Origin of the sequence: Saccharicrinis sp. GN24d3 (assembly GCF_052400645.1) — a bacterium.
Taxonomy (GTDB): Bacteria; Bacteroidota; Bacteroidia; order Bacteroidales; family Marinilabiliaceae; genus Saccharicrinis.
In genome coordinates, this window is the sequence record NZ_JBQTGI010000022.1 from 1 (window position 1) to 20,075 (window position 20,075).

Sequence of the window (20,075 nt, forward strand, 5' to 3'; positions counted from 1 at the left end):
CTTCTTTTATCTTATTTGTATCCATGATGTTTTCTTATAAAGATACTACAATAAAACGCTATTGTAAACTACAGCCATAAGCATTAATATACTATTGATTTACAATACTATATACCTAGTTGACTCCTCTACCCAATCACTATCCGTAGTTGTTTTTTCAATTAATTCTAAATCATCCAAGTACATCACCAAGGAACCTACTGCTGCCTCAATTTGTGTCTGTTTAACAATTGGCTGCACAGAAACACCAGCAGCATCCCCTGCAGTTAAACTTCCATCTGCCGCGTATTCAAACTGGACCTGTCGCCAGGTATTTAAGGGATTGCTTATTGAAGCCCGTCTTACCAATATTTAAAACCTTGTGTATCATCTTCTCCCCAAGTAGCGTTGGCTGCTTTTAAAGTTGATACTTGAATGCAAATAATCCTAACAGTAAAAAGTAAATGTTTTTCATCATCAATAAAGTTTTAAAAGTAAATAACCATCACAATTAACTCGGATAAAAACTGATTCAGGAAATTATTGGGAGCATAAAAGGGGGAATATTTTTGCCTGACAATGGGTATCAATTTGTTGATAATTGCTAAATCCCCCTTTTATAAGATCATTTTATTCGCAGAAATGATAAACGTAACATGTAACTTGTACACATAAAATATAACAATCTACATAGTATGAGAACACCACTACTTTTTTTAAGCTTTTTCCTTTTAACCATATCATGTTTTGCCAATCCCCCCAAACCCCCCATCGGTAAAAGGTGGGCAATAAATCCCTTGTACTCGGATGAGTTTAACGGTACCGAACTTGATTTGAACAAGTGGTACAACTACCATCCCACATGGGTAGGCAGGCCTCCCGGCTTATTTATGGAATCGCAAATTAAGGTTGAAGATGGTTACCTTAAGATTTGGGGCGAAAAAATGGATGAGGAAGTGATTGTAAATGGCAACGCCTTCAACATTAAGTGCGGAGCCGTTATTTCACGTAAACAGACTGCCCACTATGGATATTACGAGTGTAAGTTCAAAGCCAACAAAACCACTTTATCCTCTACCTTCTGGTTTTCGAACCGTAAAAACTTTGATGGTCCTGAAGAATGTAACGACAAATATTCGCAAGAATGGGACATTCAGGAATGTATTGGCCGAGAGGGCGATTTTGACGGTAGCTGGTTTGCCAAAGGTATGCACAGCAATGCACATTTATGGTATACCGACTGTGAAGGAACAAGACACGACTACAGAGCTACCGAGGCCAGGTTTGAAGATACTCAATTAGCCAGCGAAGACTTTAATATTTATGGTGGGTGGTGGAAAGATGCCAACTCTGCCACGTACTACTACAACAATGGCGAACCACTAGACCAAACATTTTATGATCAGGTATTAGACAAGCCATTTTCAAATCCAATGGGAATGAATTTGGTGGTAGAGACCTATCCTTTTCCTTGGATTGAGCTGCCTAACGACGAGGAACTGGCTGATCCTGATAAAAATGGCACTCTCTACGATTGGGTAAGGGCATATGTTCTGGTTGATGCTTTTGAGCCATATATTACAGAAGAAGAGCCTCTTATTAAAAATGGAGATTTCGAAACGGGAGACCTAAGCGGATGGATTGGCTGGGGTAGTCCCGGTGCGGCAATAACGGACAATACAGTACATATTGCCAACGGAACATATGCATGTAGAATAGTTGGAGGAGGTGCTCCAGAACAAATACTTGATCTAAAACCTAATACCGATTATACCATAACTTGCAATGCAAAAGCTGTAACTGGATCAATAACCCTGGGTGTTAAAGACAATGGTTCCGGAGAGAAAATTAACGGTGTTGAAGTAACAGGAACCGATTACCAGCCTTATACGTTAAAATTTAATTCGGGAAACTATGCGGTAAAGCTATATTATTATGCGCAAGCCAACGAAGAGGGTTATATTGACGATATTATGGTTGAAGAAGATAATCCCGCCCCACCTGTTGAAGTAGAACCATTAGCATTATACGACGAAAACGTTACATTGAACCCTAATTTTTCCCAGGATTGGACAAAACAGGAAGTTTCTATACCATTGGTGTTTCAGGCCAACCAAGATAGGGAAATGCATCTAAAACTTAAAAATAGTGATGACATTGTTGTGTCAGATACCGTGCTGACTGCTTATGCCGGATATGCTAATGCCGTTGTCAATATTAAAGTGGATTCTGTACTGACCAAAGGTGCTTATTCCTTATACTCGGATATCAGACCTATCGATGGTTTGGAAAGTGATATTATTTACACCGAATCCATTTCTTTAAACGATGTTTCTGTTAGATCAACTAAAGCTGAGACTTTAAAAGTATATCCTTCCCCAGCATCTAATTTATTGCACATCAATGGCATTCAGGTTGGCACTCAATATAACATTTATGATATGAAAGGTATTTTAGTAGACTCAGAACCATACAATGGTGAGCCAATCCTAATTAGCGACTTAAAACCAGGCATGTATATTATTGGGATTAATGAGCGAAAAGGGCGGTTTGTTAAGCGGTAAAGAGAAGTGAGCATAATGCACTAACATACAATCCTTAAATGTACAAATCCCTTGGGAGGTTTAATTCTTCTAGGGGGTTTTTAGTTGTTATATTGTAATACTGACCTCACATTCCTTTGAATACGAACAATAAGAGGTTAACCCAAATTTGGCTAACCTCTTATGTTGTTTCCTAAATATGATATTATTTCACCATCCTAAAGCTACCCTCAACCTCCTCAATTACTGGTTTTACATAGGCATTGTCCTTAATAATTGAGTTTTCATTTCCTCCACGGTCGCTTACACCTTCTTTGCTGGAACTATGGTACATGGCATTTTGCGATATCACACAACCATTTAGGTTTTTGGCAATGATACCATAAAAAGGATAAGGGTACTCAAACTTGTATTCTTTACGGTTATACCAGCCCCATATGGTATTTCCGGTTACAGAGGCACCATTAATGTTTTCGAGCCATATTTGGGAACAATGATCATCTTTGGCATCCACTCCGTTACTTCGAAGGAGATTACCACTTACAGCATGGGCTGTTCCATTACTTATTTTAATGCCTGGTCCAAAATTATGATCTATGGCACAACCTGTTATTTGCATGGAGTTGGAACCGTTTAAATACACACCTCCGCTTTTATTCCACTCAATACGGTTGGCCGTAACCATTACCGATGCCGTTCCAAAGAACTTTAAATCTTTAATCTCCTCTTTTGTCATTCCTTCGGCAGGAGTACCACGGGCAAACAGTCCAAACCCCTTATTAGCTGTCAACTGGTTATCGATTACCCAGCCATCATAACCTCCTGTCAAATCGATGCCATGCTCCCCGTTAAACATCAGTAAACAACGACGCACACCAAATACCCATGAACGCTCTAACCGAATACCTGAACCACTAAAATGTTGTATACGGCAATCTTCGATACAATTGTTTTGTTCACATTCGGAATGACGTGCATAGACCCCGTGCATCCCATCGCCCAGTTTTTTCCCATCAAGGGTTAGTCCAAAAACTCGGATTCCCCGGTTGCTTCCTAAATCAAGCAAAGCCCTGGCATCGCCCGACAGCGCCGTTAAAATGGTTTTCCCAATATAATCCGGGTCTCTTTTATCCTTATTGGCATAACTCCAGGCTGAATACCCAAGCAAGGTAATATGACCAGGAACCGTTACCGGATGTATGCCGTAATTACCCTGTGGAAAGTAAACTGTTCCTTCCGATTTTGTGGCTGCTTCCATAGCCATAAGCAAAGCAGGCGTATCATCTGTTTTCCCATCTCCTTTGGCACCAAAATCTTTGATGTTGAGGAAGGGTGATTGTTGGGCATAAGTTAGCATTGTGAAACCGCACAGCAATACGGCAACTATAAATGTGGTTTTAATTTTCATGATTTGTATTGATTTATTGTGAATGTAGGATGTTTGTCTTTTTTCCGATGCTAAGCTCCCTTGCATATTTCAACAATTTGTAATGCGTCGTTTTTTTTATGCCACTACACCAAGGGCTGCGCTACATTTTATCCCTTTGGGTAGACAGTGCAAAAACGAACAAAAAGCTTTTGCAATTGAGAACCTTCTTTTGCCTTACCAGACAGGTTTTCTTTTTCTTTAAGATTATTGCTTCGTTTGGATGAATTATTTCATTCATTTTGCACAACCTACCCTTTGAGGCTCTATATCTATCTTTAGATATACTCGTATTTACAGACTATCTCAAACAGACACTATAATATTACTTACTACTATATAAGGTATAATGTTTGACAATAAATTGTATTAGAATAATACATATGCAAACTTTATAGTCTTTGGTTTCTAATGTCTCGAATGAACACTGATTACCGATTACTGTTTACTGAATCACCGGCACTAACTCTTCCGGAATATCTAACCTTTTGTCATCTGCCCCTCCTGCAAAATTACTGATGGCATAACTGTTAGGCTTGGCCCAATCTACCTCAACACGCCCATCACCCAATACAATATTACCAAGTTTTTTACGGAACCAATCTGCCAACACAATATAATCCTTATGGTTAGCCAGGTTTACTTTTTCCAACGGATCCACACGTAAATCGTAGAGGGCCATATCTGCTTTAGGACGGTCGCAAGTTAAAGCCCACTGAATATCTTTATTCACATTATCAGCACTGGCAAAATCCCAACGGTCGCGTGTTCGCATGCTAAAAGCAAAATCAGTGCTTCGCATATATGCTCTGTGTCCGCATACCACATTCACTTCGCCAATGGCATATTCCCTTTTATTCTTTTCAGGGTTTTCAAGCACTTTAGCCAAATCATAACCATCCAGGTAGTTATATTCCTGGTGCTTAATATTGATACCTGCTGCAGCCAGCATGGTAGGGCTAAAATCTACAAATTCAATAATATCGTGGTTCACGTTGCCAGCCGGAAAAAGTTTTTTATCCGAAGAAACGACAATGGCAGCATCATGTATCGATTGTTTCCAGGGACCAAACTTGGCCATGATACCCTGCTCACCCAAATGCCAGCCATGATCACCAACGGTGAAAATTATCAAATACTCTTGTTTGTTCTTTTTACAATAGTCCTTAAAAGCATCCACTGACTGACCAATTAAAGCGTCTCCATAAGCACAAAATGCATAGTAGTCGCGGATGGCTTGTAATTTTTCCTGATCTGTAAGTTGATCAGCCTTACATTCGTTATACAAAGTAACCAGCTGTGGTGGGAAGTTTGATAGTTGTTTGGTACTGAACTCAGGAATATGGTATTTCTTCTTTTTAAATTTATCACGAAATTCTTTGGGTGGCAGAACCGGTGTATGTGGCCATGTGAAACCAATATTTACCATCAATGGTTTGTTTGAGTTGGCTCCCTGTGCTTTTTTACCCGCTAGTGTTTTAAATCCTCTGTCCTGATTGGACAAATAATTTTTAAACTCCTCTACAACTCTACCATCCAGTGTTTTGTTTGTTGTCTGCGGATTCACTCCGCCTAATATCAATCCTTGATTAGGGCGTGTATAGGCACGTAAAATATCAAATTCTTTTTCGACCTTAGCTTTTAGCAATTGGTCTTTCTCAGGAATTTCTCCATCCCGCTGTTGCTTTCTGTAACTTACTGATTCCCCATTGGGATAAATAACGGTTTCATCGGAATAAACCACCTCAAAAATACCATCCGGAAATTCATATTTGCCACCACTGGTATATATACCTCCAAATCCCTGTCGTAATAAATCACGGCCAAACTGTATGGTATGGTCATAAAAAGCCTTATCGCCACCTTCGCCTTTTATACCCCATCCTGTTTTACCAAACACCGCAGTTCCGTATCCATTTTCTCTTAATGTTTGAGAAACTGTGGGGCGCACATGATCTGCCTTTTGATGCGATTTAAATTTATAATGTCCGCTTCGAAATGGGTATCGTCCGCTTTGCATTGAAGCTCTTGAAGGCGTGCACATGGGCGAATTACAAAAAGCATTTGTAAACAGGGTTCCTTCACTGGCCAGCTGGTCTGTATGCGGCGAAGAAACGTACCCCAGATAACTTTCGCTTTTACCTGTGGTTGCCCGGTTGTAACACTCCAGTGCGTCTGCCCTGTGATCATCGGTGATAATCCACAGGATGTTGGGCTTTTGCGCTTTGAGCTGACCGGGTAGACAAGTCAGCAAAAGCACAGCAGAGAGCCATGTTATTTTAGGGATGGTGATAAACTTTATGTATCCAGATGTATTCATGTAAATTTTATTTTGGATCTATTACCGGTAACTTAAGCACATCAGGCGACGGAATATCAATAGGTCGTCTGAATGGATTTCTATAAGCTGGCATTTCATTTCTAAAATCAATAAAGGCCTCAAATATTTCTGTCATCACTTCCGGATTTTCTTTCATGACATTGTTTTTTTCGGCAATATCATTTTCCAAATCAAACAAATAGTGAACACCATCCTCCACTAAAAACTTCCATTTACCCATACGGGCAGCGCCCATGCGGTTGGCATACCAAAACAAAGCTTTATGAGGATCTTCGGTGTAATTGCCTTTCAGGTATGGCATTAAGTTAACACCATCCAATGTTGTATTCTCTGGCAGTTTAACATCAGCTGCAGCACACATGGTTGGGTAAATATCCAGGGTACTCACAGGTTTCTGGTATTCCACCCCCGATTCCAATTGGCTGGGCCAGCTGATGATATAAGGTATGCGGATTCCGGCTTCCCAAAAATTTCCTTTAAATCCGGATAAAGGACCTCTTTGTCCCAACACATGATATGGTGAGTCTTTGGGCCACCATTTAGGAATACTTAGGTGAACGGGATTAGCAGGACCATTATCGCTTAAAAATACCACGATGGTGTTTTCTCTTAATTTTGATTTATCCAGATAATCAAGAATTCGTCCCACATTATCATCAATGGCCAACACCATGGCTGCATATAACTTAGCCGCTTCTGATTGGATATGTGCCACGCGGGGTTTATCTACCTTTTTGGCATGCAGCGGTGTATGCGGAGCATTAAATGCCAGGTAAAAGAAAAACGGGGTCTCCTTATGTTCATCCATGAACTCAATGCACTGGCGTCCGCATCTATCCGTCAGATATTCTTCTCCTTCTCTTTCCGGCCCCCATTGTGTCATGGTCCAGCCTCCTTTGGGTTTTGGGGCTCCGTCAACACCTGCATATTTACCCTTTTCATCGGGGAAATAATGACTGCCGGAGGAAGTGACAGAGAACTGCTGATTAAAGGTTGTCTTTGGAAAATCTTCCATATTAATTTTACCAGCCATGGCAGTTACATAACCTGCATCCGCAAAAGCCTGATCGATATGTTTATGTTTCACAGGCACTACACGTTCACCTTCCCTGTGTTTCATGTTCCAGGTATCGTGGTTCCATTGTATGCCAAAACGCTGCTGATAGGTTCCGGTTAACAAACCATGACGACTGGGAGAACAAACGGGTGCACTTACATAACCATCTGTAAACTTTACCCCTTCCCGGGCCAGCCTGTCGATATTGGGTGTTTGAAACAAGGTTCCTCCATAACAGGAAGGATCACCATATCCCACATCATCAACATTGATAATAATTACATTGGGACGTTTTGCTACTTCGGTTTTCTTTTTAGCAGATAATGAGGATGATAATAGAATACCTCCAATAATAAATAAGCTCCTAAATATGTTTTTTGCTTTGTTCATCATTTAAAATTTTAATTACGCACTAAGTAAATGGTTTGCCACTTATCCATTGGGGGTATTATATATCCAATCATAGGGTAATAACCCTATTTCGGCATAAAATTACAGGCTCATATCTCCTATAAATAAATTCTCAAGGAATATTTGAGCAGGTATAGCAGGTTATGTTTCTAGAATTTGCTTTGTCATTCAATCAACAATCAAATCTGAACTGGATAATTTAAATCGTACGCTGGTTAATTACAAAAACACATCTCATTCGCTACTATGATAACCTTAGTTTGTCAGCTTATTATTTTCCTGTTCAATTCTTTTTTTCTGTTTATGACTCAATCCCTGACGGAAATATTCTTCTGGGGTATGTTTAACACGATGCTCTTTCATCTCCGGGTCATGAACATCCAGGCTTAAATCGCAATCGAATCGGATCAACATGGAGTGAAACTTTTCTTTACCTCCTAAATTGATAAAGTGTGCTGTTCCCCAGGTAATTCCCCGGCCGTCTTTGGTATCGGTAAAAGCATCTGGCACATAGGGAGCCGCTGCGTAAGGCATTAACTCTGTGATGGAAGCAATTTCAAAGTTCACCCAGTCTTTGGCATACTGAATCGTATTGTGCTCAGGGCCATCTTTATAAACCAAGGCCGCCACCCCTTCTTTAAACGGGAAAAGCGAGGTTTCATGCCCTGATGTGATAAGCGGATTTAAAGGATGTTTTGTAAATGGTCCCAAAGGGTTGTCGGCAGTAGCTAATCCTTGCATACGCACCAAGTGTGGCTTACCGTTAAAATCAGACTTATAATAGATATATATTTTACCATTGTGCACCAATGGATATGGATCATGGATGGAGTATTGATCCCATTCCCCTTCTCCTCCATTCGGTATCACTATTTTATTGTATGGCGTCCATGGTCCATCCGGCGAATCAGCATATGATACTGCCACGGGACAGTCATCTCCACGCTTACCACTGGCCTCCATAAATCCTTGATAATACAAATAATATTTGCCCTTCCATTCCAGGATATCCGTAGTTGTTACGGCACGCCAGCCTACCAATGGTTTCTCTGGTCGTTTAATGGCCACGCCTTGTTCTTCCCAGGTAAATCCATCCGTAGATGTAGCATACCAAATCTCAGCTAAATCCCAATCTGCTGACGGAATCGTATCGTTACACTTAGCAGCTCCCTGCGGTGGGGTTGGTGTATGACGGTGGGTATACCAAATATAATATTTGCCATTATGCAAGAGTACCTTAGAAGGATCTCTGCGTGATATCGTTCCATCATGATCGTTATAATCAAAGCCTTTCAGCTCCGTATATTTAAACTGAGAAAACAACTCGTTTTCATGAGGTTGCGGCGAAGAATAATCGGTATAAATACGCTCCATAGCTGCACTCATTTCCCGATCCGGTTTTTCCAGCGGAAGTTTAAAGGGAAAACCACTTTGTTCTTTAGTTGGTTGTTGTTTCGGTGCACACGAAAACAATACTCCTGCTAAAATAATAATGATTAAATTTTTCATTTCTTATTGGTAATATTTATTAATTCCAATGTTTCTTAATGACTTCCTGAATCTCAGGATAGTTTTTATCGTCTTCATTTAATGATTTTCTCAAATCCTGTAACTCATTTTTCAGATCAGCAATAACATCCTTATAGGCCGGATCATCATACCGATTGTCCATTTCATTGGGATCAGTGGTTAAATCGTAAAATTCCCAGGCGGGAATAGTTTTAAAATCCGACATCGATTCAGGATTATGGGCCCATTCCTGGGCTTTTGTATTCCGATCCATATAATCCTTGCCATAAAAAAAGATCAACTTGTGCTTTTTTGTACGAATGCCAAAATGAGCCGGATTGTTATGCTTATGTGCCATATGCATCCAGTAACGGTAATAGGTGGCTTGCTTCCATCCATCAGGTTCCCGGCCCGTTTCTAAAATCGTTTTAAAACTGTTCCCCTGCATATAATCCGGTGCAGTGCCACCGGCTAATTCTATCATCGTTGGCGCAAAGTCGGTGTTATTAACAATGGCATCGGTGCTTGATCCGGCCTTTATTGATTTTGGGTATCTCACCAAAAACGGCATACGCATCGATTCTTCATACATCCATCTTTTGTCAATGTAATCATGCTCTCCCAACATAAAACCCTGATCGCCTGTATAAATAATGATCGTATTATCCATCAGGTCTTCCGCTTCCAAATAATCAAACAGTCGTTTCACATTATCATCAACCCCCTTTACACAGCGCAGATAGCGCTTTAAGTATTCCTGATAGGCCAGGTGCTGGTATTCGGGATCGGGAATGTTTGGATCAATATCCATGTGCATACCCATATTACGAATGACATTACGATGACCAATTGAAGAACCAATAGTATCTGTCCATTGATTGTTTAAACCCCGGGTTGCTACCGAACCGTTGTTTTTATTATCCTTCATACTCGCCGGTTCCGGAATCTCCACATCGCTTAAATAAGACTCATAACGTTTTGCATATTCAAAAAAATCGTGAGGCGCTTTAAATTGATGCATGACAAAAAAGGGCTTCGATGGATCTCTTTTGTTCTTTAACCAATCTAATGTTATATCCGTAATCACATCCGATGAATGGCCCTTGTATTGAGTGGCATATACCTCTCTTACCAAATCCTCTTCAAAACGTATGGAGGTTAAACTATCCCCTGACTTAGCATATAAGGTTGGGTTATGATAATCGCCTTGTCCCGGCAATACATTATAATAATCAAAACCTTCCGGCGCTTCTTTTAAGTGCCATTTACCAACCATGGCCGTTTCATAACCCAGCTTTTTAATCTCTTTGGGTAAATATTGTTTTTCTTTGCCAATTCTACCGCTTAAATCCAGCACTCCATTGGTCTGCCCATATTGCCCGGTTATGATTGAGGCTCTCGACGGGGTACAAATGGAATTGGTGCAAAAGGCATTTTCAAATAACATACCTTCTTTGGCTATCCGATCAATTGCAGGTGTTGGATTCAAAGATGCTAAACGCATTTTGTAAGCCCCAATGGCTTGCGCACAATGGTCATCAGACATGATGTAAAGTATGTTAGGCTTCTGTACATCCGGCTCCCCTTTTTTATCTGAACAAGATACCAGACTCGCTACACCTATAGCGCATAATACATATTGAATCAAATTTTTCATCCTCATTTCGTTTTAACTTTACATGTTACAAATCACTTTCACCAATCCTTATTCAACGATAAGCTCATCAATTTCCCAGGTTCCATTGTAGGTATTAGCAGCGGGTTGAATAGCAATCTGCATCAACTTTTCGTTGACTTCTTTAAATTTCGACAGCTGAATGGTATAGGTTTTAAACTCAGTATCATTTGAAGATATTGGCAACGTGATCCAATCTTGCTTATCCCACTCCACAGGTTCCGTGCATTCCTTCCAAAAATCACCATCCATATCTCTCGAAAAAATGGCTATCCGTAACAGACCTGCATGACTTCCGTTTCTTATTTTTATTTTAATTTTAGAACAACCTTCGGTATCTGTAAATAACCATGGTGCACTTTGAATTAAAGCTTTTGGTTCGTTGATCTTACCCGATAACACACCGTCATTCATATATATATTTGAACCGCGTAAGGCTTTCCACCCCATGGTACTGTTATCAAAACGGAAAGGACGCCCCGGACCAGGATACCAACTGTCGCTTTTAGGAATCCGAACCGTTCCGTCTTCATTAAAAAATACGGGTTTTAAACTGGCTCCCCGATAAAAAGCGCATATATCATGATTTTCCTGCAATACATATTTCTGACCGTGCCAGTCAAAAAAGCTGGTGTGACCTCCATCTAAGAAAGCACCTTCAAAAGTATAAGGTCCATATAAATTATCAGACATGGCATAACGAGAACCAAATACCAGATAATACTTTTCATTTCTCTTGAAAAGCGTTGGTTTGTCTTCCGTTCTGTATGGCTTACCCTCTTTATCCTTGATAAGAATTTGTTGCGGTTCCGTTTCCAGACTTTTCATATCCTCCGATAGCGTAGATATATAATATTTACCAACACCAAAAATAATATGGTATTGTCCATCTTCAGCTTCGTATATTTCCGGATCGTACGGATGTTCCGGAACAATATCCTTCGGAAGTAAAGGTTTACCCAACAAGTCTTTATAATTTCCATTAATTTGATCGGCAACAACTACTCCGGTGTTTATATTTCTGTTGGAGAAAAACCAATAGTATTTACCATTACGTTTGGTTATATCTCCAGCCCAACAGTTGGGTTTATCACCTATGTAGGTATTTTTAGGTAAAATACTATTGTGATATTTATAGGTGCGTAAATCGGTGGAAGACCATATTTCCCATCTATCCATTGGGAATGAACCTTTAGGCTCCCAGCTTTGATCATGACCACAAATAAACCACAATGTATCATTCTCTACCCAGGCATGCGGATCAGCCATACCATGCTCAGGAACAATGATATCCACTTTTATGGCATTGGGATCGTATCCTGCGGCGGCATTGGATCGACGTAATAACTCATCTCTCATATCTCTGGCATGAAGGGCAAAAGCCTCTTCATTACGTTTTTCTACTTCGGGATAGTTTAAACCATTATCCGCTATAGCGTTTAGCGAAACACCATAGTTACCCAGCAAAGCCCAATAGGTAGCGCAGTCTGAATCATCTACTCTATTTTTGTTAAACTTACCATCTCTGAATATTTTGCCCAGATTACTCTCATAAAACTGATCGTAATAAGCTTTTCCCTTTTGTCCTCCTTCCACAATTCCATATTGTCCGATTCCGCCACATTCGTAAAATTTAAACAGTCCATTCAAAGCCATCTTTTTCATATAATCACACGCCATTGGATCCCCAAAACAATTGTGGGTATGTTCAGGATTTTTTTCTGTTCCTACATGAAAATTCGAACTTGTCCAGTGACTGATAAACCGTGCTCTACTCAGTAAATCGGTTCGCTGTTGTTTTAAACAGTAACTAACTAAAATAGCTTGCTCCGTTAACGGCCCATAACATAGAATATTTAAGATTCCTTTTGTTTTTTCCAACTCCTTATAAAGTGCCAGAATACTTGGGTACTTTTTTAAATCATATGATTTGTCCCACTTAAAATTTACGCCCTGTCCTTTCACTGAGGATTCCATAAAACGCAATTGTTTTTGAAATCCACCAATGTATTTATTTAGGTTAATAAGATCAGCTGCATAAGCTTTGCCATAGGTATCCATAGCCCATTGGCCCTGATCGGCTGTGTTTTTATTCCAGGGATGAACTGTACTGCCCATCACAATGGCTTTGGTATCGAACATATTCGACATCAACAGATAACTGGCTACTGCCGATATATCATCGGGATCATTGATTTTATCTCCTCCGTCGCTGATTAACCATACAGCCGGTTTCTGGGCCGTAACCGAAAACGAGACACTCAACAACAATATAAATAGTAAATTTTTCATAGTAGATATTAAATCTTTATTCTTTTCCTACTGGTTTTATGTAGGTATAATAAACACCGTATTTTTCCCGGCCTTCAATAAAATCGTTCACCAACAAAGTTTTGCCTTTGGGCAGGTATAATTTAAAAACAACCGCCTCTTCATCGCCAACTATTTCTTTTTCATGAATTTGATTCGCCAGCTGAATTCGTACTTTTTGCGGTTTAATGGTTTTGTAAGTGTAAAAATCCTTGGGATTTTTTGAAGGAATACCCCAAATCGGTCCCGGACATTCTTTAGGCCAGCGTCTGCATTCAATGATATACAAACCGGCTTTTTCAACTTCAATAGAATGTTTGTTATTACTATTCTTCATACCGGCTGCCACCTGTTCTGCCTTCCATATTCCGCGCCCTTCGCCAATGGCATGTTGTATGGTTAAGGTAATCTCCTTTTGAATATCATTACCCACAATACTAACCGGAAGCTCATGATAGACAGGATTCGTTTTTACCAATCTCAAGAAAGCAGCATTATTTTTAAGCATTTCTTCTTTAATATCCGGATGCTGTGCAGATAGATCAAGGCGCTGTTCCCTGTCTTGTTCGATATTGTACAATCCTTTTCCATCCACCAAACGCCATTCATCCTTAATGATACACGTTTTATCCACATCAGTAGGTGGCCGCCAATCCTGACGATTATGCACAAAAATGGTCCTATCTTTTAACTTCGCCTTTTTATCCGTCAGTAAAGGAGAAAAATCAATACCATCAAGTTTCTTAGCTTGAGGAATTTCCAGTTTACACAGGGCTGCCAGTGTTGGAATTAAATCGACATGAGCCGTTTCTTCATCAATATCCTTACCTCCCTTGATCTTTCCATCCTTCCATCTAATAAAAAACGGAACCCTGTGGCTGCCTTCCTGTTTTCCACCTTTCCGACCTCTAAAACCATGATTCCATCCAAGTTTTCCATCCGCACTTACCCCATAATGAGTACCATTGTCGGTCATAAATATCAGAATGGTATTATCCGCTATTTTTTTCTTTTTTAGATATTTCTCCAACTTCCCAAAATTCTCATCGATATTAGAAATCATACCATAAAACTCGGCACTCATTATTTTTTCACCTACCAAGGACTTATAAGGTTCTGCATATTTCTCAGCCACATAATGCGGACCATGAGGGGCATTGGTTGGTAAATAAATAAAGAACGGTTTATCATGATGGTTATCCATGAATTTTATGGCTTCGTTGAACCATACATCCGTGCAGTAACCTTCAAACTGTTTTGGTGTATTGTTCACAAAATACACATCATCAAAATAGGTATTTCCCCAATAGTCAGAAAGCTCACCTACACCACCCGCTTTATGCTGAATAGCGACATCAAAACCACAATCGGTGGGTCGCACCGGATAATTATCTCCAAGATGCCATTTCCCAAACATGGCTGTGGTGTAGTTATTGGCTTTAAATATATCAGCCATGGTCATGGCATTTCCGGATAAGGCATCGCGTCCTTTATAAGTGGCCCATGCACCATTATTAATAGGATAAAGCCCGGTCATGATAGCACCGCGTGAAGGAGTACAAACCGAGCTTACATGAAAGTCGGTCATACGAACTGCGTTATTGTAAAATGAATCAAGATTGGGTGTTTTAAGCCAGGGGTTTCCATGACAACCCAAATCTCCTATTCCCTGATCATCGGTAAGTATTAAAATAACATTCGGCTTGTTGATTGTTTTCTGAGCACTTAGAGCAGAACATATTAAAACTAAAAGTATGGATAATTTAAATCGCATAAACTAACGTTTTTATGATTTCCCAACAGCATTAAACACGCTGTAGATCAATCTCTAATTAACTATTCAAAAATACTTCAATAGGATGACAAGAACGATCTAAATCAATATACAAATTCTATACAGTACTATTTTTTATTATACTATTTAAATGAACATGCGTAATTTTAAATATCTTTATAAACTGAACAGAACAACTCAATACAATGCTATATTTCAATCACTTAAACTTTAAAATAAAATTATTTTACCCCCTAATTATTTTGATATTAGCCCCTATATCAGGTTTTAAAACTATACAAGACAAACCTGACGTATATACACAAGGCAAAAAAACGGAGACACATAATAACCTGGAAGATACGAGCGAAACAAAACTCTTATTAAAGACTCAAAAAAGACTATTAAGAAATAATGGAGATACGATCAAGATCATTAATACGCTCATTTCCCAATCCGACAAAAACAAAAACATTGGAAAATATAGTCTTTCCTTTGATTTTTTATGGGAAGCATTATATCTTTCAAAGGAAGGAAGCTATCTGACCGAGGAAACAAAAATACACAGACGACTGGGTAAACTATATGAGTTTTACAATTTGGATGATGCGGCATTGCAGCATCTGGAGCAGTCTTTACTAATAGCTCAAAAAACACCCAAGCATAATCCTGAGTATGCATCTAATTTAATAGCCAGCTACATGAATATGGCTATACGTCAACGAAATTTGGGCAATTACACCAGAGCATTACACTACATTGATTCCTGTTTTATCATCGAAAATCAGTATAAAAACCAGGATATATCCTTTCCATTTTTAGATGCTGAACGAGGAAAAGTTCTCTCCCAGCTGGGACAATTTGAAGAAGCCAAGCAGCACCTATATAAGGCCCAAAAAGAAACCGAAGGAAAAAAATATCTTACAGAGCAAATATATACTCTTATCTGGGGGATATTCATCACAGCATGAATCATATTGACAGTGCCATATATTACTACCGACAATGCCATAAATATATTCATAAAAACAACTCTAATTATTACTTGTTACCAGATGCGTTATTAAAGCTTTCTGAAATCTATAAAAAGCAAAACCGGCAAACTATCGCTTATAAATTCCTGCACCAGTCTCAAGCAACCAGAGACAGCTTGATTCAACTTCAGCTTAGCGCCAACAGTGAGCTTTTTGAAATTAAGGATTCTTACCTTAATTCTTTAAAAGAAAAAGATATTTACATCTCTTTGCAGGAAAAGGAAATAAAATATCAGGAACAGGTTAAAAACAGGCTTATCATCATTTTGGCCTTGGCTTTATTACTTGGAGGTACTGCCGTGTTAGTGATCCGTATGCGACTAAAACTTAACAGAACACTTCTTGAAAAGAAAAACAATGAACTAGAATCAAAACTTACGGAAGAAAAGATAAAGGGAGAGATGGAGGTAAAAAGCAAGGAACTTACCTCCTATGCGCTACAGATGATAGACAAAGACACTGCCATTGATGAATTATTAGAGGCCATAAAAAATGATGCGCCCGGAAGTTACAAACCCTTGCAAGCCAAATATCAGAAAGGATCCAAAGACCTGTGGGATGAATTTAATCTGCGCTTTACTGAGGTGAACACAGCCTTTTACAGCCGACTGAATGCAAAATTCCCCAACCTTAGTTCTACAGAACAGAAACACTGTGCCCTTATTAAACTCAATTTCGGCACAAAAGAAATGGCGCGAATATTAAATATCGCGCCACATAGTGTTCATATTTCCCGTTCCCGTATTCGTAAAAAAATGAGCCTCGAGCGTTCTGAAAACCTGGAAAAACATATTGCTAATTTATAACAGGCAATTTTTCATTTACTCCAGCTCCAATTTAAGAACCGTGGCAATTTCGTTGTATTCAACTTTGGGCATGTTGATTAACAATGTTTGTGGTGTAAGTTTCCACTCTACTTTTGCATCCGATCCCATAAGCGTTATATTTTTAATGGGGGAAGGTGGTTGGTTACGGTGAAAACCTCCAATAGCTCTCATCTTAATGGCTTTTCCACCTTTAGGTACGCCTAAAAAGAATACGTACATCGACTTTTTATCTTTGGCAACAGTGTAACGAACATCATTTGCTGTGTATTTAATTTTAGCCGACTGACCATCATGAGAAGCGTCTGAAGCATTGGCAGTACCATAACCAAAAATATGAAACGGACGTGTACCATAAACGGCTTCACCATGCACTTCCATCCAAGCGCCAATATCTTTTAAAATATCACGCTGCTCCCGGTTAATAATACCATCAGCACGCGGAGACACATTCAATAATACGGTTCCGTTTTTACTCCATACATCAATCATATTACGAACCACCAAAGCCGCATCTTTATACTTTTCTCCTTCAACATACATCCAACGGCTTTCTCCCAATGTAATATCCGTCATCCATGGTAAGGGGTAAATGTCTCTGCGTCCACCTTGCTCCATATCATCCACTCCATATTCCCATGGGATATCCTGGTGTTTGCTGCAAACTACCACTTCCTGCTTGTTTTTTAGCCCACTGTTGAAATGATAAGCCACCATTTCATTTATTTTTTGTTCCGGAATCATATTCAACCACGAGTCGTACCAAAGAATATCCGGCTGGTATCGATCAACCACTTCCTCAACCTGATCGAGCCAGTACTGGTTAAAATCATCTATATTTTCCCAATTCCCGAACAGCTTACGAAGTTTAGGATCGGTAGTTGCCGTAGGCAATTCAGGGTGATATGGATAATGACTGTTAAAACCATTTTTACCCCAATACTCCGGGGTATTTTTATTACGCTGACCATTACGGGCATGGTGTAAGGTAGCTATGGTTTTGATATTTCTTTTACGAAGCGCTTTAAACATCTCGCCTGTAATATCACGCTTCGGCCCCATATCAACTGAATTCCAAGGATTAACTTTACTATCCCACATGGCAAAACCATCATGATGTTGTGCTACCGGACCAGCAAATTTTGCTCCTGTCATCTGAAACAAATCTGCCCAGTTCTCTGCATCAAAATGCTCTGCTGTAAACATGGGGATAAAATCTTCATATCCAAACTCTTCTATTGGACCGAAATTCTTTTCATGAAATTCGTTTACCCGATTGCCTTTTAAGTACATATTGGCAGGGTACCAGGCCGAACCATAAGCAGGCACACTATATGGCCCCCAATGGAAGTACATACCCAGTTTGGCATCCTGAAACCACTCGGGCGCAGCTTCGTGCTGGCTTAAGGATTCGAAGTTAGGTTCGTATTTAGTTTGTTTTTTCTCTTCATTTACCTCTGTGCAACTTGATATGGCAAGTATGGAAAATGCTAAGAGTATGTTATTTAATATTTTCATTTTTATTCTATTTATTAATCAGTTATAAAGTTGAAAGGTATTGGGTTTAAAGTTTGGGATAACATTTTCCCTGCCTGTTGGCAAACAGGCGATGCAAATTTTCTTAGTGCTTTTTATACAATTTGTGATGTATCGGTTTCAATTATTAACTGCACCCAGGACTTCACTGCGCTACACCCTAGGCTATTACATATCACGCTTACAGGGCTTGATTTATATACGTAATTTTTTTCCATCTCCATTTTCCTTCTTCCTTTCACCATATTCCTTTTTTAAGCCATGTAAATCAACTGCCAACTGAGTACTTATTTTTTCTCTTTTGTGTCAAATCTTTGAATATAGTTATATCCTGTTCTCCAATGATCACCACCATATTTGTGACACAAGCCCCAGCGTATTCCTCTGGTTGGGCTTTTGTCATGTTCCTCTGTTCGGTAAATTCCAAAAGCTTTTGGTGTTTTACCAATGGTTCCCATTACTTCAAAATTTATCCCATCCGGCGACCATTGAATGGTGTGTCTTTCGGGGCCATCATCGGTGTGAATTAGGGCAATCCCACCCTTGTAAGGCCAAACACAAACTTCGTGTCCGCTATTTGTTACAGGGTTATGTACCGATTTTATGTACGGACCTGTTGGATTATCGGCAATGGCAACACCCCACTTAATTTCTCTTTGTCCATGCATTTTTTCTTCGCCCATTCTTTCACCTTTATAATACAAATAGAACTTATTATTGTAATATAACAGACAAGGGTCGTGCACTTTGTGGCTGTCAAAATCACCTTTTTTCAATACCTCATCTTCATGGCCTTCGCCCCACTCGCCGTTGTTGGTTGGGCGTAAAATGGGTTCAGATAGTTTTTTCCAGGGCCCATCGGGCGAACTTGCCACAGCCATGCCTACGGTATTTTTTACTCTATGCACATAGGGGTTTTGAACACATTGATACACCAAGTAAAACATTCCATCATGAGCCAATATCTCAGGGGTAAAAACCGAGGCATCATCAAACTGTCCATTTTCGCCACGTAATACCGCAGGACCTTGTTCTTTCCACGTGTAGCCATCCTTCGAGGTAGCATACCAAATATCGCACTCATCCCACGGGAAGAATTTTTCCTCGCCATTTGGGCGATACCTTGTACCACGTGTATAATCGTTGTAATACAGCTTTCCAACTTTAATTACTGCACTAGGGTCACGTCGAATCATGGTGGTATCTACCGCAAAATCGCCTTTTAACTGTTCCTGTTCAAATTCAACCTGCCATCCATCATTCTCCTTAAAATCAACTTTGTCGTACGCTTTCTGTGTTTCGATGTACGTGAGCCACCGTGCTGTGGCAGCACTCATCTTACGAGGAGCCAGAAGTATTTCGACCTCTTTGTCTGAAGCTGTTAACTGCTTTTCGCTTACAACAAACAATGGATTATCGAACACCAATCGAATTGAAGTTTCGTTTTTCAGTTCTATCGAAAACCTTCCATCAATATCCGTTCTTAACTGAATCGTTTTATCCAGGTTTGTGATGAGCACGTTAGGAATTGGGTTCATGGTGTCGGCATGCCTTACCGTTCCCGAAATACTACTTTGTGCTGATACCGAATGTAATATGGCGAAAACACATAGTGAAAGAGAAATAAAAAATTGCTTAGTCATATTCAATACTTTA

13 protein-coding genes are annotated in these 20,075 nt (G+C 39.6%); 3 read left to right on the plus strand and 10 right to left on the minus strand.

Annotated features, from left to right (window positions below):
* Positions 1 to 99 precede the first annotated feature (99 nt).
* Positions 100 to 348, minus strand: a complete 249-nt coding sequence (locus tag ACT29I_RS20855; protein WP_444794320.1) for a hypothetical protein — start codon at positions 346 to 348, stop codon at positions 100 to 102.
* Positions 349 to 674: 326 nt separating this feature from the next.
* Between ACT29I_RS20855 and ACT29I_RS20860 the strand changes: the two genes are divergently transcribed.
* Entirely contained in the window at positions 675 to 2,543 is a 1,869-nt protein-coding gene (locus tag ACT29I_RS20860) for a carbohydrate binding domain-containing protein (protein WP_444794321.1), read from the plus strand.
* A 184-nt stretch (positions 2,544 to 2,727) separates the two neighbouring features.
* Here the strand turns inward: ACT29I_RS20860 and ACT29I_RS20865 are convergent, their stop codons facing one another.
* From ACT29I_RS20865 to ACT29I_RS20895, 7 genes are all read right to left on the minus strand, one after another.
* On the minus strand, positions 2,728 to 3,930 hold the full coding sequence (locus ACT29I_RS20865; protein WP_430933685.1) for a right-handed parallel beta-helix repeat-containing protein: 1,203 nt from the start codon (positions 3,928 to 3,930) through the stop codon (positions 2,728 to 2,730).
* 463 nt (positions 3,931 to 4,393) lie between these two features.
* Positions 4,394 to 6,268, minus strand: coding sequence for a sulfatase-like hydrolase/transferase (locus tag ACT29I_RS20870; RefSeq protein ID WP_444794322.1), 1,875 nt, complete (start codon positions 6,266 to 6,268; stop codon positions 4,394 to 4,396).
* A gap of 7 nt (positions 6,269 to 6,275) precedes the next feature.
* Entirely contained in the window at positions 6,276 to 7,739 is a 1,464-nt protein-coding gene (locus ACT29I_RS20875; protein ID WP_444794323.1) for a sulfatase-like hydrolase/transferase, read from the minus strand.
* A 273-nt stretch (positions 7,740 to 8,012) separates the two neighbouring features.
* Positions 8,013 to 9,266 carry a glycoside hydrolase family 117 protein gene (locus tag ACT29I_RS20880; RefSeq protein ID WP_430933688.1) on the minus strand — a complete coding sequence of 418 codons (1,254 nt, stop codon included), beginning with the start codon at positions 9,264 to 9,266 and terminating at the stop codon, positions 8,013 to 8,015.
* Between the two features lie 19 nt (positions 9,267 to 9,285).
* On the minus strand, positions 9,286 to 10,923 hold the full coding sequence (locus tag ACT29I_RS20885; RefSeq protein ID WP_430933689.1) for a sulfatase family protein: 1,638 nt from the start codon (positions 10,921 to 10,923) through the stop codon (positions 9,286 to 9,288).
* Between the two features lie 48 nt (positions 10,924 to 10,971).
* The gene (locus ACT29I_RS20890; RefSeq protein ID WP_430933690.1) at positions 10,972 to 13,233 is read right to left on the minus strand and encodes a family 43 glycosylhydrolase; all 2,262 of its coding nucleotides are present in this window, start codon (positions 13,231 to 13,233) and stop codon (positions 10,972 to 10,974) included.
* A 16-nt stretch (positions 13,234 to 13,249) separates the two neighbouring features.
* On the minus strand, positions 13,250 to 15,025 hold the full coding sequence (locus ACT29I_RS20895) for an arylsulfatase (RefSeq protein WP_430933691.1): 1,776 nt from the start codon (positions 15,023 to 15,025) through the stop codon (positions 13,250 to 13,252).
* A 263-nt stretch (positions 15,026 to 15,288) separates the two neighbouring features.
* Between ACT29I_RS20895 and ACT29I_RS20900 the strand changes: the two genes are divergently transcribed.
* Both ACT29I_RS20900 and ACT29I_RS20905 read left to right on the plus strand, forming a co-directional pair.
* Positions 15,289 to 15,996: a hypothetical protein gene (locus ACT29I_RS20900; RefSeq protein WP_444794324.1), complete on the plus strand. Its 708-nt coding sequence runs from the start codon at positions 15,289 to 15,291 to the stop codon at positions 15,994 to 15,996.
* Positions 15,993 to 16,865: a helix-turn-helix transcriptional regulator gene (locus tag ACT29I_RS20905; RefSeq protein WP_444794325.1), complete on the plus strand. Its 873-nt coding sequence runs from the start codon at positions 15,993 to 15,995 to the stop codon at positions 16,863 to 16,865. Before ACT29I_RS20900 ends, ACT29I_RS20905 begins: the two co-directional genes overlap by 4 nt.
* 15 nt (positions 16,866 to 16,880) lie before the next feature.
* On the opposite strand, the gene ACT29I_RS20910 is transcribed toward ACT29I_RS20905, so the two are convergent.
* Together ACT29I_RS20910 and ACT29I_RS20915 are read right to left on the minus strand one after the other, a co-directional pair.
* Positions 16,881 to 18,401 carry an alpha-L-fucosidase gene (locus ACT29I_RS20910; RefSeq protein ID WP_444794326.1) on the minus strand — a complete coding sequence of 507 codons (1,521 nt, stop codon included), beginning with the start codon at positions 18,399 to 18,401 and terminating at the stop codon, positions 16,881 to 16,883.
* A 305-nt stretch (positions 18,402 to 18,706) separates the two neighbouring features.
* The gene (locus tag ACT29I_RS20915; protein ID WP_444794327.1) at positions 18,707 to 20,062 is read right to left on the minus strand and encodes a family 43 glycosylhydrolase; all 1,356 of its coding nucleotides are present in this window, start codon (positions 20,060 to 20,062) and stop codon (positions 18,707 to 18,709) included.
* Positions 20,063 to 20,075: the final 13 nt, after the last annotated feature.

What these genes read in the sequence shown, in the direction of transcription:
- ACT29I_RS20860 (WP_444794321.1), top strand. Translation starts at nt 675, where the DNA reads ATGAGAACACCACTACTTTTTTTAAGCTTTTTCCTTTTAACCATATCA.
- ACT29I_RS20865 (WP_430933685.1), bottom strand. Translation starts at nt 3,930, where the DNA reads ATGAAAATTAAAACCACATTTATAGTTGCCGTATTGCTGTGCGGTTTC.
- ACT29I_RS20870 (WP_444794322.1), bottom strand. Translation starts at nt 6,268, where the DNA reads ATGAATACATCTGGATACATAAAGTTTATCACCATCCCTAAAATAACA.
- ACT29I_RS20875 (WP_444794323.1), bottom strand. Translation starts at nt 7,739, where the DNA reads ATGATGAACAAAGCAAAAAACATATTTAGGAGCTTATTTATTATTGGA.
- ACT29I_RS20880 (WP_430933688.1), bottom strand. Translation starts at nt 9,266, where the DNA reads ATGAAAAATTTAATCATTATTATTTTAGCAGGAGTATTGTTTTCGTGT.
- ACT29I_RS20885 (WP_430933689.1), bottom strand. Translation starts at nt 10,923, where the DNA reads ATGAAAAATTTGATTCAATATGTATTATGCGCTATAGGTGTAGCGAGT.
- ACT29I_RS20890 (WP_430933690.1), bottom strand. Translation starts at nt 13,233, where the DNA reads ATGAAAAATTTACTATTTATATTGTTGTTGAGTGTCTCGTTTTCGGTT.
- ACT29I_RS20895 (WP_430933691.1), bottom strand. Translation starts at nt 15,025, where the DNA reads ATGCGATTTAAATTATCCATACTTTTAGTTTTAATATGTTCTGCTCTA.
- ACT29I_RS20905 (WP_444794325.1), top strand. Translation starts at nt 15,993, where the DNA reads ATGAATCATATTGACAGTGCCATATATTACTACCGACAATGCCATAAA.
- ACT29I_RS20910 (WP_444794326.1), bottom strand. Translation starts at nt 18,401, where the DNA reads ATGAAAATATTAAATAACATACTCTTAGCATTTTCCATACTTGCCATA.
- ACT29I_RS20915 (WP_444794327.1), bottom strand. Translation starts at nt 20,062, where the DNA reads ATGACTAAGCAATTTTTTATTTCTCTTTCACTATGTGTTTTCGCCATA.